The sequence below is a fragment of the Mucilaginibacter sp. P5_A4 genome (assembly GCF_056400605.1).
Window position 1 is genome coordinate 1 of record NZ_JBFUKX010000047.1, and the last position, 17,924, is coordinate 17,924.

Consider the following 17,924-nt stretch of genomic DNA (forward strand, 5'->3'; position numbering starts at 1 on the left):
ATGCAATGCTGGACAATAAATTAGGCAAAAATTTAAGGGTGGTTTGGGGTGCAAGGGTAGAGCAGTTTAACCTGGATCTGTCATCAAAAGACAACTTAAATAAAGTAAAGCAAAATTACGTTGACGTACTTCCATCGGCTAATTTCACCTATAGCCTAACAGAAAAAATTAATTTAAGAGCATCTTACTACCGAACATTAGCAAGACCGGAATTTAGGGAGCTGGCAACATCAGCCGTAAATGATTATGAGTTATTGGCATCGCTTCAGGGTAATCCAAATTTAAAAAGAGCAACTATTAATAATGCCGATCTTCGCTTTGAGCTGTATCCCTCAGCCGGACAGATCATTTCGGTTTCAGTTTTTTATAAAAAATTCAAAGATGCTATCGAAACCTATAATCAGGATGCAGGCTCTCAACGTATAATCACCTATTTCAATACCGATAAAGCCACCGTGTACGGAGCCGAGTTTGAAGTGCGCAAAACGCTGGATTTTATTGCACCGGGCAATTTCTTCAAAAATACAACAGCTTATGCAAACGTGGCTGTAATCAAATCAGAAGTATTTAATCCATCAGATGGAAGTATAAATTTTCTTGAAGCCAAACGCCCGCTTGTTGGGCAAGCTCCTTATGTAATAAATGCCGGCTTACAGCATAGTTTTCTTGATGGCAAATTAAATTTCAATGCTTTGTACAATAAAGTTGGGCGGAGGCTTTCTATAGCGGCCGGAGCAGCTTTTCCGAGTGTATGGGAAGCCCCGAGAGACGTGATAGATTTACAATTAAGTGTAAAGGTTTTGAAAGGCAAAGGCGAATTGAAATTAAATGCGGGTGATATTTTAAACCAGCGAAGCGCTTTATACTATGATAACAATGGAAACAAAAAATATGACGCTAATACCGATCAAACCCTGAGCCGCTTTAAATCAGGAAGCAATTATTCATTTGCTTTTAACTATACATTCTAAAATAAACTTAAACCCCATTATCTATTAAAAACTATTTGAAATTTAATTTATCACATCCAATTAATAACCCAATTAACAATAAATAATTAAAACGAAAATGAAAAAAATCTTATTAATGGCTGCATTAAGCCTAAGTGTATTCATATCTGGTTGTTCAAAAACCAGCACTGATGATGGTGATGTTAACCCTCCGTCAACAAGTAATGTTGTTGAAATTAGCGCAGATATTACTACCAATACCACCTGGACTGCTGATAAAATTTACCTTTTAAAAAACAACGTTTATGTAACTAATAACGTTACTTTAACGATAGAAGCCGGAACAATAATTAAAGGTGATAAAGCAACAAAAGGTGCGTTAATTATTACACGCGGCTCAAAAATAAACGCCACCGGAACAGTAGATAAGCCAATTGTATTTACTTCAAACCTTGCCGCAGGCGGCCGTTCACAGGGCGACTGGGGTGGGTTGGTTATATTAGGTAAAGCGCCTAATAACCTTGGAACTTCTGTTGCTATTGAAGGTATATCTGATGCTACAGACAAGGCAAAACATGGCGGTACCGACGCAGCTGATAACTCCGGCACTTTAAAGTATGTACGTATTGAATATGCAGGTATTCCGTTGGGCCCTGATAATGAATTAAATGGTTTGTCGTTAGGTAGCGTTGGCTCTGGTACTACAATTGAATATGTAGAGGTTTACCGTTCAGGAGATGATGCTTATGAGTGGTTTGGTGGTACTGTAAATGCAAAACACTTACTTGCAATTGATAGCTGGGACGATGATTTTGATACAGATAATGGTTTTTCGGGTAAAATACAATTTGGTTTAGCCCAGCGTTTAGCTGCAACTGCCGACGTTTCTGGCTCAAATGGATTTGAATCTGATAACCTAAGCTCAGGTACAAATGTTACGCCACAAACAAATGCGGTATTTTCAAACATGACCATATTAGGCCCTAAAGAATCTGCTACTTTTACTTCTATAAATGCAAATTTTCAGCATGGCGCGCAAATTCGTCGTAATTCATCAATCAGTATATTAAACTCTGTTATTGCCGGCTATACAGAAGGTATATATTATGATGATACATTACCAGCAGGTGGTACTGAAAATGCTTCGGCCAACTATATTGGAGGAAAATCGGTATTTGCCAATAACCTTGTTATAGGCAGTAATGTTAAAAATAACCAGATAAAAGCATCTAATGCAACAACCCTTGGATTAATTACGCCTAAAATCACTTTAAACAATATATTTACTCCTGATGCTTATGCTTCCTCAGTTTATACAGATCCGTATAAATTTGCCGCCGATATAGCTCCCGCTGCAAGAGCAGGTGTACCAAACTTTATCCAAACTGCCGCATCTGTAGCATTAACCGGTGCATTATTTACTGATGCAAAAGTTGCAGATACTTTCTTTGAAAAGGTTGCTTACAAAGGCGCCTTTGGAGCAACTGACTGGACCGCAGGATGGGCTAATTTTAGCCCACAAACATTGCCATACACTACACCTGGTGCTGTAAAATAATAAAAATCTATTATAAAAAAGCCTGCTTCAAAACTTTGAGGCGGGCTTTTTTATTTAAAATGGAATTGTACATTGGCTAATTTGCTGCTTACTTACCAAGCAACACAAAAACAACGGCTACGATTGCCGGCAATGCCTGTGTAAAAAATATTTTTTTGCTTGCTGTAAGCGCCCCGTATAAACCAGCGGTAATTACACAACTTAAAAAAAACAAACTGATATTAAATGCCCATAATTTATCAGTAATAAAAAACGTCCAGATTAAACCTGCTGATAAGAAACCATTATACAAGCCCTGGTTAGCAGCAAGTCCTTTTGTTGGGCCAAACAAATTATCGGGCATAGCTCCTTTGAATGTTTTCCGGCCAAGTGTTTCCCAGGCAAACATTTCCATATAAAGGATATATAAATGTTCAATTGCAACAAGTCCAATTAAAATTTTTGCTATGATCTCCATGTTTTCTTACCTGTTTATGTTTTTCTAATTTAGATAATTACGCTGTATTTAAAGAGGCCAGAACATTTGCACGGCCTTTTATTATTCATCCAGGTTAATACACGTGTCAATCAGCATCTCCTCGATGAAATAACGGTCGTGCGAAATAACCAGTAAAGTGCCGTTAAAATTCCTCATCGCTAAGGTGAAAACTTCCAGGCTTTGCACATCCAGGTTGTTGGTTGGCTCATCCAATATAAGCATATCGGGTGTATTGTTACCGATCACTAAACTGCAAAGCATCAGTTTCATTTTCTCCCCGCCGCTTAGCACCATACATTTTCTGTTCCAAACATCATTGGGGAACTGGTAATAGTGCAGCAGCGATTTCAATTCATGTTCGGGCAGGTTGCGGCCATTAAACTTTTGAACCTGCTCAAATACGGTGAGTTGATTATCAATCAAGGTATAATCCTGATCGAGATACAAATAATTAAACCCTGCAATATAAATTTCACCTATGGTGGGCCGTAAGATGCCCATCATGATTTTGATGAGCGTGGTTTTGCCCGAACCATTGTTACCCTCAATCCTTACCCGGCTGCCAGAACGTACCTGGAAAGAAAGCGGTTGCCAAAGCATCGTTTGTGCATAACTAAAATTTATATCCTGTGCATCAACCAACACCTTGCCTTTATGCAGGCCAGATCTTTTTAAATCAATTTTCAGCACCTGGTATTGCTGTAGCTGAAACCTGGTTTGTTTAACGTTATCCAATATATCATTAACCTTTTCATTGTGGGTATTCTGGAGCTTTGCCGTACTTTGCTCTGCCTTACGCTTAAGCCCCCCGGCAATAATGCGGGGCAGCGACTGGCTTTGGCCCCGGGCTTTCCCTCTCACCTCTTTTTTCTGCCGTTGCTCTGTTATATCCCTCGCTTTTTGCCGGGCCTGTTTCAGGCTTTTTTCGTTTTCATCCAACCGCGATTGCAGGGCGTTTAATATTCCTTCCTTTTGTTCTTTATAAAAAGCGTAATTGCCGCCAAATAGCTCAACGCCGCTTTTATCCAGTTCTAAGGTGATAGCGGGCAGGTTTAACAAAGCCCTGTCATGGCTTACCACCAAAATAGTTGCCTTACTTTTTGTAATAAAGTTATAAAGCTGTTCGCGGCCCGCTGCATCAATATGGTTGGTTGGCTCATCCAGCAAAATAATCTCCGGCGATTGAATCAGTATACCGGCCAGGAACACTTTTGTTTTTTCGCCGCCGCTCAGGGTTGCCATTGTCTGCCGCAAATCCAGGTGGGCAAGCTGCCAGGAGGCTAACGCTATCTCAACTTTCTCTTCAATATCCCAGTCATCATCCAAATTGGTAAAGTGGCCGGGAGAGGCATCGCCTTCAAGTATGGCATGAAGGGCTTTCAACTTTTTGTCAACCTGCAACGCTTCGGCTATCAAAAGGTCATCGTATTGCCCCAAATGTTGCGGTACGTAGTATGCTTTCTCCGGGAGAATGATCTCGCCAGCCGTCGGCTTAAGCCGGCCTGCTATAAGCTGCAAAAGGGTTGATTTTCCGGCACCGTTGTTGCCTACTAAAGCGGCATTATCGCCTTTGGATATAGAGAGATTGATGTTTTCAAACAGGATTTCCCTATCGGGATGGGTATAAGCAAGCGATTTGATTACGATACTCATAGTAGTATGATATTAAAAATTAAAACAGGTTGAAGAATGTGAAATGGGGGATTCGGCCACGCGGAATGGCGTTGCTGAACGGGATATTAAGCTATATAGCTTGTTGCAGTAAAATGATCACATAAAATCTAAGTATCCGGCAATACACATGGGTTAGTGTAATTGACGAGCTGACAAAATAATTACCAAAACGTTCCGTTGGGGCGGAATTGATGATGGTACATAACCACCTGTCCTACTTAGCTATTTTCACCGGTGTAATTTTTAATTAACGATAAGGCAAATATAGATTATTTGGAGAAAAAATATACTGCAAATTTCTCCGCCATAAATACTTTATTCATCAATTTCTTTTTTTACCCCTTTTTCAGCCCCCCGGATTATCTGACGATGGTTACACTTCCGGACAACGACTTGTTACCATTTTTAAGATTAACAATATAATAATAGGTAGCCTGCGGAACAGGCTGTCCCTTAAAAGTACCGTCCCAGGCAATACTGTAACCAATTGATCTGAACAGCCTTTGCCCGTTCCTGTTGAATACTTCAACCGTATTATGAGGGTAAGCGTTTAAATTCTTTATCTCCCACAGGTCATTTCTGCCGTCGCCATTGGGCGAAAAACTATTGGGAATAATGATATCACCCGGAGTTTCAGGAGGCGTTGCCGAGGGATCAACAGTAATAGTAAATTGCACCGGCAAACCGCTGCATAAATTATCGCTGAATATAGCTATAAAGTTCCCGCCGGCTTGCACAGGAATCTGCTGTGTTGCTATATTGGTTGCCGCATCTATAACCGATATATAAGCTGAAAGTGAATTAACCACGTAAACCTTGCTTCCATCGCTGTTAATGGCAATACCGGTCGGGTTATCGCCAACATCTACGGTAGTTAGTATGTTATTGGTTAGGGTGTTGATAACGGTAACCTTTTTTGCTGTTGTATTTGATACATACAACCTGGTTCCGTCCGGGCTTATGGCAATGCCCCCTGCCGGCGTTGCAACGTCAATTTTATAGGCAACAAATCTGCCTGCAATATCCACCACCGCAATATCATGCGAATTATAATTGGCTATATATAGCTTTTTGTTATCCGGGCTTATGGTGATACTGTTTGGGGTTGTACCGGTAACTAAACCATATTCAAAGAAATTGGTGGCAGTATTATAAAACTGAACTGCATTTGAGCCCGTGTTAATGATGTACAGCTTTTTACCATCGGCACTGATGGCCATATCATTAGGGTTGAGGCCGGTTGCAACTGTTTTTACAATGCCGTGTGTACCACCGGCATCGATAACGCTTAACCGGTTAGATGTGCCACCTGTAACATACAGCCTGCTGCCATCGGGACTTATTACCATGCCAGTTGGGTTAACCCCTGCGGCAAAGGCAGTAAGTACCTTATTGGTAGCGGTACTGATTACAGATATTGTATTTGAGCCCGGATTGGCAACATAAAGCAGGCTTTTATCGGGGCTCAGCACTACCCTTAACGGGTTTGAATGTTCCGGTATCCCTTCGGTAATAACTTGCTCTACTTTGTTGGTAATGGTATTTATCAGCGAAATCGAATTTAATAAGGCATTGGGCGCATAGGCATAGTTTGCGGGCACCGGGCTAACCATAATATTAGCCGTAACAGGTGTAGTGCCTGTATTCACAGCAGTGAATTTGCCGATGTTCCCGGCACCGTTGGGGGCTAAACCAATAGTTGTATTGTCATTTGTCCACGCATAGCTGCCTGCTGTTCCGGTAAAATCAACGGCATCTGTAAATTGCCCGTTTTGTTTGGTTTGATTGGCGACCGGATTGACCACAGGCAGCGCGGTGACATAACCTGTTACCCTTGCTGTTTGGTTAGCTAAACCCGAGCTTAGCGTGACATCTCCGGATATATTACCTGTTACCGCCTGCGCTGATGATCGCACATAAACCACTATATTGGAGATCAGTCCGGAGTTTTGGGTAAGTACTACACTGTTGCCATAAGTTCCGTCGGCAAGAAGCGAAATCTCAAAATTACCGGGAGCTGTAACCAATACATCGGCAGATAAACCACTTGCCGAAACCGGGAATTGTTGAATAGCAGGGCTTACAGATGCTGTACCGGCACAGGCCGAAATGATGCCTGATACATCGCCAACCATAATCTGCGGTGCAGCCGTTGTTGATAATGTATGATTTACCTGCGGCCCGGACTGCGCCCCAACTGTTGTAATCACTGAAAAGACAATGGCGCTTATTAAACGCAGATATTTTTTCATGTAGTTTTATTGACCCGCATATTAAAAATAACATTAACTACGATAATGTTTTTTAAAGCTGATAAATATAATACTATTAAAATTATATGCTATCGTTACCCCATCGCCGTGCAAGTGCATCGCGACCATTGCATGTGCAATGTCCGCCTTACGAAAGGAACGGCACTGGCGACATTTAGTAAATTAATCCCATCTGCTTATCAACAAAAAAAGGCATGATCCTAAAACCATACCTTTTATATATTCATACAAAAACCTTTCGGCTTTCGCCTTTAACCTTTTGCCTAAAATTAGTACCTGTAATACTCCGGTTTAAACGGACCATCAACAGTTACGCCAATGTAGTCTGCCTGTTCCTGGTCAAGTACTTCCAATTCAACACCAATTTTAGCAAGGTGTAAACGGGCAACTTTTTCGTCGAGTTGTTTTGGCAGAGTGTAAACTTCGTTTTTGTAAGCAGCACCATTTGTCCAAAGCTCCAACTGTGCTAAGGTTTGGTTGGTGAACGAGTTACTCATTACAAAGCTTGGGTGACCGGTTGCACAACCTAAGTTTACCAAACGGCCTTCGGCTAATACGATAACGTCGCTGCCATCAATGGTATATTTATCAACCTGTGGTTTAATTTCAATTTTGGTATTGCCGTAAGCACCATTTAACCATGCCATGTCAATCTCGTTATCAAAGTGACCGATGTTACAAACAATAGCCTTATCCTTCAAAGCACGGAAATGCTCTTCGCGAACGATGTTTTTGTTACCTGTTGCAGTAACCACAATATCTGCTTCTTTAATAGCCGTACCCAATTTTTTAACCTCAAAACCTTCCATAGCTGCCTGTAACGCGCAGATAGGGTCAATTTCGGTTACGATAACACGTACGCCAGAATTACGCAATGAATCTGCAGAACCTTTACCTACGTCGCCGTAACCGCAAACAACGGCTACTTTACCGGCCATCATTACATCGGTTGCACGACGGATGGCGTCAACCAGCGATTCGCGACAGCCGTATTTATTATCAAATTTCGATTTGGTAACCGAATCATTAACGTTGATTGCAGGCATTGGTAATGTACCTGCTTTCATGCGCTCATATAAGCGGTGAACACCGGTAGTAGTTTCTTCAGATAAGCCTTTGATTTCGCCTATCAGTTCAGGATATTTATCCAGCACCATATTGGTTAAATCGCCGCCATCATCAAGGATCATGTTTAGTGGCTTGCGGTCTTCACCAAAATAAAGGGTTTGCTCAATACACCAGTCAAATTCTTCGGCGTTCATACCTTTCCAGGCGTAAACAGAAGTACCGGCAGCAGCAATAGCGGCAGCGGCATGATCCTGGGTAGAGAATATATTACATGACGACCAGGTAACTTCGGCACCAAGCTCAATCAATGTTTCAATTAATACAGCTGTTTGGATGGTCATGTGCAGGCAGCCTGCAATACGCGCGCCCTTTAAAGGCTGGGTTGGTCCGTACTCCTGGCGTAAGGCCATTAAGCCCGGCATTTCGGCCTCGGCCAGTTCAATTTCCTTGCGGCCCCATTCGGCTAACGAAAGGTCTTTTACTTTGTATTTAACGAAAGCAGTTTCTACTGATGACATATCATTTCAATTTTGATGCAAATTTAACTTATAAGTTTGTGAAAATGAAATGGAAGAAAAGTAGGGATTGGGGGTAGAGGATTTTCTCATGCAAGAAGCCTCGTAAAGGTATTGTGCAAAAGGGGCTAAGGCGCAAAGGTTTTCTTGTTTTTGAGTTGACAATAGTTCTCTTTGAAATATGATAGTTGAATTTTGTATCTTTGAATAGATAGATAAGGCAATGTATAAACAGGTTTTAGTTCCCGACGAAAAAAATCACAGCATTGAAATGCCTAAAAAGTTTTTTGGCAAAAAGGTTGAAGTGATTGTTGTAGAGATAGGCAGCTCAACTTTGCCCAATCATCCAACTCCGCCAGAAGGGAGAAAGATTAACGTAAACGAGTTGTTTGAAAATTTTGGTGCTGCACCCGACTTTCCATCTATTGACGAAATAAGAGCCAAAGCCTGGACCTCTTAAATGGTAATATTCGATACAAATATCCTCATTGAACTTTATCGTGGTAACATTAAAGGAAGAGATAGAACTCCTAAATACTAATGTATTTTATATCAGCAGTATTACCGTTGCCGAATTTATGGTGGGAGCAAAAGATAAGGCCGATTTTAAAAGAATAGAAAAACAGTTAAATAAATACACAACGATTCCAATTAATACGGATATCTCGGAAATCTTTACTGACCTTTTTAAAAAATTGACATTGAGCCACAGACCTGGCATTGCAGATACACTTATTGCAGCAACAGCATTATATTATCACTTACCGCTTTATACATACAACAAGAAGCATTTCCAATTTATTCCGGGTATACAGCTCGTATAATTCTTCTACTTCACCCCTTGCTGCATAGTTAGCTGCCCATTATAAACACCGCCGGTTTCAACCAGCAGAGTTTGAGTTTTTATGCTGCCGGTAATTTCGCCGCTTGCTTTAATTTCCAGGGAGCCGGTTTGGATGTCGCCGTTAACTATACCATAAACCACAATTTCTTTGGTTATTATGTTACCCTTTACCTGGCCCTTTTCGCCAAGTATTAAACCTTCATCAACCGTTACATCTCCATTTACCAATCCGTCAATACGGGCAAATGAGGGGGCTTTAAGGCTGCCTTCTAAAACGCTGCCCTCGCTTATTAGGGTTGATATAGCCTGAAGGTCAAGCGCCACTTTGTCTTTTTTTCCGAAAATAGCCATGTTTTTGTGAGGGGGATGAATGGTGAGTTGTGAATGGTGAGCGGTCAGTGGTGAATGGTAAGTTTATTTAATTGATAAGTAAATCCCCTACTCACCATTAACCACTCACTATTCACCATTTCACCTATTTGTTTAAAGTTAAATATTTAACCGGGTTTACAGGTTTGCCGTTCACGCGTACTTCGTAATGTAAATGCGCGCCGGTTGAGTGCCCTGTTGAGCCTACAAGGCCTATCTCGTCGCCTACGTTCACTTCCTGTCCTACTTTTACCTTTATTTTGGATAGGTGCCCGTAAACAGTTTGGATATTATTGATATGCTGTATACGGATGCATTTACCGTAACCACCGGCCCAGTCTGCAAAAACCACTTTGCCGCTTGCCGTACATTTCACTTCATCGCCACGTTTACCTTTAAAATCAATCCCCGGGTGAAACTCGGCATTGCCGGTATCAAAAGGATCGCTGCGGTACCCGAAAAATGATGTAAATGAGCTTACGCGGGGATAACCCATCGGGGTAAAAGCGATGGTACCCATCAGGTGATTCAGGTAATCATTGTACAGGGAGTAAACTTCTGTATCAGGTAGTGTTTTGCCTTCAGCATTGCCATCGCCGCCAAGGCCTTTGGTGGAGAAGCCTTTTAAACCACGACGGCGTAGATAATCATTAATAGTTTTTAGCTTGCCTTCAATAGCCTGGATGTATGATTGCGCGCTGCCTTCTTTAACATCGGCCGGCGCGACCATTTGTGCAGGGGCGGCTACCTGAAGCTTTGCTATTTGTGCCAGCAGTTTTTGTTTTTCAATTTCCTGCTGCGAGTTTTGCGATCTTAAATAAATTATAACGCCCACCATTACCACTATTACCGATAGTATGCTGATTGCATAATGGCGGAGCCTGTTGAGGTGTTTTGTTTTAATTTGTAAAGACCGTGTAGGTTGCTGGTTTTTATTAATAATAACAACCGTACTGATATCAGATGTCTTTTGTTTCATCAAAATCAATTAATTAGGGTTTGCAATATAACTATTACTGTGTATAAATCAATAGCGATTTTAAACAAACCACTTGTGCCCTGATGGTTACCTTAAGAAGCCCATCGTCAGCAAATTGTTATTATTGCGTTTTATAAACGTAAACTGTTAATCATTTGTTATTTTTGTAATTGATAAAATCTAAAAAAAGAAATATATTATGTATCCAGAATATTTAGTTGCCCCAATGCGGGAAGATTTAACAAAGGTGGGTTTTGAGGAGCTGAAAGATGCCGACGCAGTAAAAAACGCAATTGAAAGCGAAGGAACTGTATTTGTAATGGTGAATTCTGTATGCGGTTGCGCTGCTGCCAACGCACGCCCGGCTGCAAGAATAGCTGCTGCTAACCAAAAACATCCTGATAAATTAGTTACCGTTTTTGCAGGTATGGAAAAAGAAGCGGTTGATGCTGCACGCAACTACATGTTGCCTTATCCTCCGTCATCACCCGCGATGGCTTTGTTTAAAGATGGTAAACTGGTTCACATTATCGAGCGTCACCAGATAGAAGGCCGCCCTGCACAAATGATAGCCGATAACCTGATCGGTGCTTTTGAGCAATACTGCTAATACGCCAAAGGCGGAAAGCAAAAAGCCTAAAGATTAAAACAAAAGATCCGGTGTAAACAATACCGGATCTTTTGTTTTTATAAATGACAAATGCCTAATTGCGGCTATATTGCGCTGCTAATGGGATAGGGATTGGCTCTTTAGTATTCATGGTGCCTGGCGTAAGGTAACTCAGCTTCAATTTAAAGTCTTCATTTTTATGCAGGTATTCTAACCGGAAAGGGTAAAATCCTTTTGTCAATGGTATTATGTACGTGTACGTCCGGCGATTGTAATTGCCGTCCCATTGTATCAATAGCTTATTGTCAAGATATAATTTCGAATCTTTGTCGGCATCTAAAATAAATATATAATACCCCTCTTCCTTTGTTTCCAGCAGTCCATCAATAACCAGGGCGAAATTATTTTTTCGCGGTAGCTTTTCCGCATCAAAATCGTTGTTTGTTATTCCTGTTTTTACGGGCTTTAAGCTTTTAAGATCCGGCCATTTGCCCCATTCTCCCTCATAATAGGCATAGTTAAACCCACCTGGTTTTACATTTTTTTGTTTTGAAACAGGGCGCAGCGTTTTTCCAATTGTAAAATTACCGGCCGAGGTTTTATCATAGCGGCTGCGGCTGGTGAAACGTTTATAAGTAACCGTGGCAGCGCCGGTTAAAGTTATCTCGGGCTGTGCTTTTGCAGATAAGGTTGTGGGGGTTGTTCCATTAAGTGTATAACGCACTTTTGTGGTATCGTTAAAATACCATATTTTAATAGGTTTGTCTTTCAAAACAATACCATTCATCGGGTGAAATTCAATAGAACCGGTGGAGCCGGCATAGGTAAATTTTAACCCGTCATAAATGCTTTTTAGCCTTACCGAACTGTGTGTTTCATCGGGATAGGCAAGGATTTTCCAGGCTAAGCCTGCTGGCGCAGTTTTTTTAAGGACAGTATCCATAGTATCAATCCTCATCGATTTACCATCCTTTCCCTCCCGGCCGCTTATAAACAGTGTGGCATTTGAACCGGCTAAAGCAGGCAGTTTATCGGCCGCTATTTTTGGCAGATAGCACTTATCCCACCAAAGGCTGGGGTCGACCGCGATATACGACTTAAACGCTTTTGGTTCATTTAACATCGCATACATCACAAACAAGCCACCCAATGAATGTCCCCAAAGCGTATTATCGCCGTTGGAGGGGTATGTTTTATCAACATAGGGGATCAACTCATTTTTAATAAATCCAAGGAATTTATCCGCCCCGCCCGATGTTTTCCAACCTTCTAAATGAGTTGGTGTAAGGTCTTTGTTCCGGTCGATACCCAAAACGCTCACAATTATTGTTGGGGGCATATAGCCTTCTCCTTCTAAAAAGTGCTGAACCTGTTTTATTAAGCCTGTATTCCAGTTGCCGCCATCAAGCACATACAATACATCGTATTTAGCGGTACTCCCCGGTTTATAATTTGGCGGAATAAATACCTGTATAAGCCTTTTTTGATTTAATATGCCCGAATTTAAAGAGTCGAGCCTTCCCATTTCGGGTATTCTAAGAACGGTATCCTGTGCTTTGGTCATGTTAACCATGCCGCCAATCATTGTTAGCAGCATCAAAAAAAGGCGAAGTGTATTTTTCATTTTTATTGTAACATTCATTATTCGCTTCTTAAACTCTTTACCGGGTTGGCTATTGCAGCCTTTATGGTATGAAAGCTTACCGTAATTAAGGTGATAGTTACTGCCCCCAAACCCGACAAGGCAAACACCCACCATGCTATTTGCGACCGGTACTCATATTGCTGCAGCCAACCGTGCATCAAATACCAGGCAATGGGTATTGCAATAAACAGGCTTACGGCTACCAATACAACAAATTCGGTTGATAATAGCCGCCACAGGTTTATAACCGATGCGCCCAGTACTTTCCGAATGCCTATTTCGCCGGTGCGTTGTTCGGCAATAAATGATGCCATACCGAACAGGCCCAGGCAGCTAATAAAAATTGCCAGCACGGCAAATGAGCTTGCCAACTGGCCGGTACGTTTTTCGTTACCAAACTTTTGGGCGTAATCATCATCAACAAACTGGTATTCAAACGACTGTGCCGGGCTGTATTTTTTGATGATCTTTTCAATTTTATCCAGGGCATTGCGGATGCCTGCCGCCTGGTTTAGCTTTAACAGGACCACCCTGCCCGCATTAGTTGATAAATGAAACAGCGCAGGCTGCACTTGTTGATACGGCGACTCCATGATCATGTCCTTCACTACGCCTATTACATGAAATGGCGCCCCGTTCCAGGTTATTTTTTCACCTACCGGGTTTTGCAGCCCCATAAACCTTACCGCGGCTTCGTTGATAACAAAGCCAGATGAGTCTGTTGCAAAGGCATTTGAAAAATCGCGCCCGTTTTTAAATTGCCAGCCTATAGTTTTACCGTAATTACCTGATACTTCAATATTAGGGAATACAACAGCCACGTTGGGATCTTTCCCTTTCCAGTCCAAACCGCCGGTATAGATACTTATAGTGGTGGTTGATCCGCCCGACTCGGCCATTTCTGTGATCGCCCCGGCTTTCAGCAATTCATTCCTGATCACTCCAAAATGTTCATGAATATCCGGCGAAAACTCGAATAAGGAGATAAGGCCATCCTGATTATACCCTACCGGGCGGCTTTGGGCAAACTTCATCTGCCGGTAAACAACAACTGTACTGATGATAAGAATAATAGATACCGAAAACTGTAATACAATAAGCACACGCCGCGGCATTGCCGCAAACCTGCCAGCTTTAAACACGCCTTTAAGCACCTTAACCGGTTTAAATGATGACAAGTAAAATGCCGGGTAACTACCGGCCAGTAAACCGGTAATAAGTGTAAAGGCAGTCCCTGTTATCCAAAACACTGGGTTGCTCCATAATATGTCAATTATTTTACCCGCCACCTGGTTAAACCACGGCAAACAAAGCTGCACCAAACAAAGTGATACCAGGAAAGCGCATATTGCTATCAACAATGATTCTGTTAAAAACTGGACGATGAGTTGCCCACGCAACGATCCTACGGCCTTGCGGATACCTACTTCTTTGGCCCTTTTTTCTGACCGGGCCGTACTTAGGTTCATAAAATTGATGCAGGCCAGCAACAGTACAAAAATGCCTATCATGCCAAACATCCAAACATATTGAATACTGCCACCAGTATTTACCCCATTTTTAAAATCGGCGTATAAATGCCATTTGCTCATGGGGTTTAAAAACAGTTCGGGTTTGTGCGTGGCTTCATCTTTAGTGGCTTTGGCCAGCTTTGCATTTTTGATCTTTGCAGAAACTTTGTCCATATCGGCATTGTCGGCAATTTGCACATAGGTCAAAAAGGCACTGCGTCCCCATTCGTTTTTTAAACCGGCCATCCAGGGGTTACTGTTTTCAAACAGCAGCCACGGCGCAAAAAAAGAGGCATTGGAAAAGGTGGAGTTATATGGCTGATCTTCATAAACGCCGGTTACTTTCACAACCGACCTGTTATCCAGCTTCATTATTTTGTTAACCGGGTCGGCATCACCAAAATATGCCTTCGCGGCCGACTGGGATAGGACGATGGAATTGGGGTCATTTAGTCCCTTACTGCCTCCGCGAAGCATTTTTATGCTGAACATATCCAATGCCTGTGGTTCAAAAAACACGCCGCGTTTGGTTAGTATTTTTTCATCAAAAGCCAGTGTATGCATCCCCGCGCCGGTTGCCATGCTTACATATTTAAAATCACTACCATAACTTTTGCGCAATTCCTCACCCAGCGGCAACGGTTCGTTCGGCATGGTTTGGATCTCGCCGGCATTGGTTTGGTTTTGCATAACCTGCGCAATGCGGTTATAATTGCGGTAATATTTGTTAAACGACAGCTCATCCCATATCCACAAACCAATAAGCATAGCCACAGCCATACCCACCGACAGGCCGGCAACGTTAATAAAAGTATGCGCCCTATTACGGGTAAGGTTTCGCCAGGCGATTTTCAGATAGTTTTTTATCATAGTTATATTCAAGCTTAAAGCAAAAGGCACAAAGCCGAAAGCTTCTATATAATGTTGTTTATTGCTTTTAGCTTTACGCCTTAAGCTTTCTGCTCTTCTATTCGCTCCTTAAACTTTTTACCGGGTTCATCAACGCGGCTTTAATACTTTGGTAGCTTACCGTAAGCAGGGTGATCATGATAGAGCCAATAGCAGTTGCCCCAAAAATCCACCAGGAAAGCTCGGCGTGGTACTTATAATCTTTTATCCAGCCCTGCATAAAATAGTAGGCAGTAGGTATTGCTATGAGTAATGATATAGAAACCAGCACCACAAAATCTAACGACATTAAGCGCCACAAACCAAATACCGATGCCCCAAGCACCTTGCGTACCCCAATTTCTTTAGTGCGCTGCTCGGCCATGAACGATGCCATACCAAACAGGCCCATACAACTAATGAAGATGGCCAGTAGGGTAAAGAATCCCGCCAGCTTACCTATCCGCTCTTCGTTGGCAAACTTTTGAGCATATTGATCATCTGTAAATTTATAATCGAAAGGGCTGGCCGGGTCATACTGTTTAAATACAGCTTCAATTTTATGTAATGCTTCGCTGGCACTTTTGCTGGTGTTCAACCTGATATCAACTATCCCGGGAGCATACGAAACCAGATAAAATATAGTCGGTTTTACGGGATCATAGGGTGATGACATTACCATATCTTTCACCACACCAATAACTTTAAAGGTTTTGTACCATTTTATGGTTTCGCCAACAGGGCGTTTAAAGTTCATGAACTTTACGGCGGCTTCGTTCAATACTATACCCGATGAATCAGTCGACATGTCCCTTGAAAAATCGCGCCCGTCGGTAAGTTTCCACCCCGCCGTTTTTCCAAATTCAGGGCTTACCGGAACAGTGCCGAAATCATCCTGCAAATTAGGATCCTTATCCCTCCAGGTAAGGCCGCTATTATTGGAATATACCCCGGTTAACGGACTATCAGACTCGGCCATTTCAACTATTGCTCCCGACTGCAACAGGTCATTCCTTACTGCCGTAAAGTGCTGATGAATAGCATCCGTTTTCATTTCTATCTGTATAAGACCGGTGCGGTCATAACCTATTGGTCTGTTCTTGGTGAATTGCACCTGTCTGAAAACAATAATAGTACCTATGATTAAAGTAACGGAAACCGTAAATTGTAAAACCACCAGTACTTTACGGGGTAATGCAGCCATTCGCCCGGCCTTAAATGTTCCTTTTAAAACTTTCACTGGCTTAAATGATGACAGGTAAAAAGCAGGGTAACTACCCGCTATGAGCCCTGTTATGAGGCTAAAACCAATTCCCAGTATCCAAAACATCGGGTTGGTCCATAATACCTGCATGGTTTTATTGGCCACCTGGTTAAACCAGGGCAAAATGAGTTGTACAATAAGTATGGAAAACAAGAAGGCAAAGGCTGAGATCAGCACCGACTCTACCAAAAACTGACCAATAAGCTGGCCGCGCAGCGATCCAACCGTTTTACGTATACCTACTTCCTTGGCCCGTTTTTCGGACCGGGCCGTGCTTAGGTTCATGAAATTGATACAAGCCAGCAGCAATACAAATATGCCAATAATACCAAACATCCATACAAATTGTATAGCCCCCCCGGTATTAATACCATTTTTAAACTCCGAATATAAATGCCATTTGCTTATCGGGTGCAAAAACACAGTTGGCTTAAAAGATAAACCCAGCTTATTGCCCTCAGCGGCAAAAGCATTCAGTTTCAAATCTTTTATCCTGGCCGATACCTTGTTTATATCTGCATTGGGGCTTAGCTGTGCAAATAGCTGCCATGAATTATTACCCCATTGTGTAATGTTTGTTTTTACATGAGTAGTCATGTACAAATCCCATGGTGCAATAAATGCCACTTCAGCTAAGCTGTTATTATGCGGCAGATCTTCGTAAACGCCGGTAACCTTAACGTTCCATTTATTGTCGATCTTTAAGGCTTTAAACATGGGATCAGTGTCACCAAAAAGTGCTTTAGCCAGTGATGCAGATAGAATGATAGACGATGGATCTTTTAGCCCCGATCGTGTGCCTTTGATCATTTTTAAGCTGAACAGGTCGGGTGCTTCGGCCTGCATATAGTTTCCCTGTTGGGTTAATTTTTTATTACCGAATGAGAGAATGTGTGCGTATGTCCAGGTAGATAGTACCACATACTTAAAATCATTCTGATAGTCATCCCGCAGTTTATAACCCAATGGCATAGGTATATCAGATTGTGTGCCTACATTCCCATTAAAGGTTTGATGCTGCATAACCTGTACCAGCCGGTCATAGTTTTTAAAATACTTGTCGTATGACAGCTCGTCCCAGATCCAAAGGCCAATAAGCATGGCCACTGCCATACCAACCGATAGCCCGGTAACATTAATAAATGTATGCGCCTTATTCCTGATAAGGTTTCGCCATGCTATTTTCAGATAGTTTTTTATCACGATGTTGGTTCATTAGTTCACTTGTTCATTGGTTCATTGGTCCTGTCTGTTTGCTGGCCCTGCAATAACCCCACTTAACTTCTGTCTTGATTCTT

14 protein-coding genes are annotated in these 17,924 nt (G+C 42.0%); 5 read left to right on the forward strand and 9 right to left on the reverse strand.

Annotated elements, in window-relative coordinates; translation table 11 throughout:
• Window positions 1-971, forward strand: a 971-nt coding sequence (locus AC1DQW_RS22250) for a TonB-dependent receptor domain-containing protein (protein WP_477456074.1), incomplete at its 5' end; no start/stop codon positions are given.
• A 97-nt stretch (window positions 972-1,068) separates the two neighbouring features.
• Window positions 1,069-2,508 carry a hypothetical protein gene (locus AC1DQW_RS22255; RefSeq protein WP_477401076.1) on the forward strand — a complete coding sequence of 480 codons (1,440 nt, stop codon included), beginning with the start codon at window positions 1,069-1,071 and terminating at the stop codon, window positions 2,506-2,508.
• Between the two features lie 88 nt (window positions 2,509-2,596).
• Here AC1DQW_RS22255 and AC1DQW_RS22260 read toward each other — a convergent pair whose 3' ends face one another.
• From AC1DQW_RS22260 to ahcY, 4 genes are all read right to left on the reverse strand, one after another.
• Window positions 2,597-2,965, reverse strand: a complete 369-nt coding sequence (locus tag AC1DQW_RS22260) for a DUF1304 domain-containing protein (protein ID WP_477456075.1) — start codon at window positions 2,963-2,965, stop codon at window positions 2,597-2,599.
• 81 nt (window positions 2,966-3,046) lie between these two features.
• On the reverse strand, window positions 3,047-4,639 hold the full coding sequence (locus AC1DQW_RS22265) for an ABC-F family ATP-binding cassette domain-containing protein (RefSeq protein ID WP_477456076.1): 1,593 nt from the start codon (window positions 4,637-4,639) through the stop codon (window positions 3,047-3,049).
• A 380-nt stretch (window positions 4,640-5,019) separates the two neighbouring features.
• Window positions 5,020-6,912, reverse strand: coding sequence for a T9SS type B sorting domain-containing protein (locus AC1DQW_RS22270; protein ID WP_477456077.1), 1,893 nt, complete (start codon window positions 6,910-6,912; stop codon window positions 5,020-5,022).
• Window positions 6,913-7,202: 290 nt separating this feature from the next.
• Complete coding sequence (ahcY, locus tag AC1DQW_RS22275) at window positions 7,203-8,519, reverse strand: adenosylhomocysteinase (RefSeq protein ID WP_477456078.1); 1,317 nt, start codon at window positions 8,517-8,519, stop codon at window positions 7,203-7,205.
• Between the two features lie 220 nt (window positions 8,520-8,739).
• Here ahcY and AC1DQW_RS22280 point away from each other — a divergent pair, with 220 nt between their 5' ends.
• Together AC1DQW_RS22280 and AC1DQW_RS22285 are read left to right on the forward strand one after the other, a co-directional pair.
• Window positions 8,740-8,976, forward strand: a complete 237-nt coding sequence (locus AC1DQW_RS22280) for a hypothetical protein (protein ID WP_477456079.1) — start codon at window positions 8,740-8,742, stop codon at window positions 8,974-8,976.
• Window positions 8,977-9,016: 40 nt separating this feature from the next.
• Entirely contained in the window at window positions 9,017-9,340 is a 324-nt protein-coding gene (locus tag AC1DQW_RS22285) for a PIN domain-containing protein (RefSeq protein ID WP_477456080.1), read from the forward strand.
• Between the two features lie 5 nt (window positions 9,341-9,345).
• Here AC1DQW_RS22285 and AC1DQW_RS22290 read toward each other — a convergent pair whose 3' ends face one another.
• Entirely contained in the window at window positions 9,346-9,711 is a 366-nt protein-coding gene (locus AC1DQW_RS22290; protein WP_477456081.1) for a bactofilin family protein, read from the reverse strand.
• 124 nt (window positions 9,712-9,835) lie between these two features.
• Complete coding sequence (locus AC1DQW_RS22295; RefSeq protein ID WP_477456082.1) at window positions 9,836-10,708, reverse strand: peptidoglycan DD-metalloendopeptidase family protein; 873 nt, start codon at window positions 10,706-10,708, stop codon at window positions 9,836-9,838.
• A gap of 199 nt (window positions 10,709-10,907) precedes the next feature.
• Between AC1DQW_RS22295 and AC1DQW_RS22300 the strand changes: the two genes are divergently transcribed.
• On the forward strand, window positions 10,908-11,318 hold the full coding sequence (locus tag AC1DQW_RS22300) for a BrxA/BrxB family bacilliredoxin (RefSeq protein WP_477415593.1): 411 nt from the start codon (window positions 10,908-10,910) through the stop codon (window positions 11,316-11,318).
• 94 nt (window positions 11,319-11,412) lie between these two features.
• Here the strand turns inward: AC1DQW_RS22300 and AC1DQW_RS22305 are convergent, their stop codons facing one another.
• From AC1DQW_RS22305 to AC1DQW_RS22315, 3 genes are all read right to left on the reverse strand, one after another.
• Complete coding sequence (locus AC1DQW_RS22305) at window positions 11,413-12,942, reverse strand: alpha/beta hydrolase-fold protein (protein ID WP_477456083.1); 1,530 nt, start codon at window positions 12,940-12,942, stop codon at window positions 11,413-11,415.
• Window positions 12,943-12,959: 17 nt separating this feature from the next.
• Entirely contained in the window at window positions 12,960-15,344 is a 2,385-nt protein-coding gene (locus AC1DQW_RS22310) for an ABC transporter permease (RefSeq protein ID WP_477456084.1), read from the reverse strand.
• A gap of 97 nt (window positions 15,345-15,441) precedes the next feature.
• Complete coding sequence (locus AC1DQW_RS22315) at window positions 15,442-17,829, reverse strand: ABC transporter permease (protein ID WP_477456085.1); 2,388 nt, start codon at window positions 17,827-17,829, stop codon at window positions 15,442-15,444.
• Window positions 17,830-17,924: the final 95 nt, after the last annotated feature.

Coding starts and splice junctions, on each gene's coding strand:
- AC1DQW_RS22310 (WP_477456084.1), bottom strand. CDS start 15,344: ATGATAAAAAACTATCTGAAAATCGCCTGGCGAAACCTTACCCGTAAT.
- AC1DQW_RS22290 (WP_477456081.1), bottom strand. CDS start 9,711: ATGGCTATTTTCGGAAAAAAAGACAAAGTGGCGCTTGACCTTCAGGCT.
- AC1DQW_RS22305 (WP_477456083.1), bottom strand. CDS start 12,942: ATGAAAAATACACTTCGCCTTTTTTTGATGCTGCTAACAATGATTGGC.
- ahcY (WP_477456078.1), bottom strand. CDS start 8,519: ATGTCATCAGTAGAAACTGCTTTCGTTAAATACAAAGTAAAAGACCTT.
- AC1DQW_RS22295 (WP_477456082.1), bottom strand. CDS start 10,708: ATGAAACAAAAGACATCTGATATCAGTACGGTTGTTATTATTAATAAA.
- AC1DQW_RS22260 (WP_477456075.1), bottom strand. CDS start 2,965: ATGGAGATCATAGCAAAAATTTTAATTGGACTTGTTGCAATTGAACAT.
- AC1DQW_RS22280 (WP_477456079.1), top strand. CDS start 8,740: ATGTATAAACAGGTTTTAGTTCCCGACGAAAAAAATCACAGCATTGAA.
- AC1DQW_RS22265 (WP_477456076.1), bottom strand. CDS start 4,639: ATGAGTATCGTAATCAAATCGCTTGCTTATACCCATCCCGATAGGGAA.
- AC1DQW_RS22255 (WP_477401076.1), top strand. CDS start 1,069: ATGAAAAAAATCTTATTAATGGCTGCATTAAGCCTAAGTGTATTCATA.
- AC1DQW_RS22270 (WP_477456077.1), bottom strand. CDS start 6,912: ATGAAAAAATATCTGCGTTTAATAAGCGCCATTGTCTTTTCAGTGATT.
- AC1DQW_RS22300 (WP_477415593.1), top strand. CDS start 10,908: ATGTATCCAGAATATTTAGTTGCCCCAATGCGGGAAGATTTAACAAAG.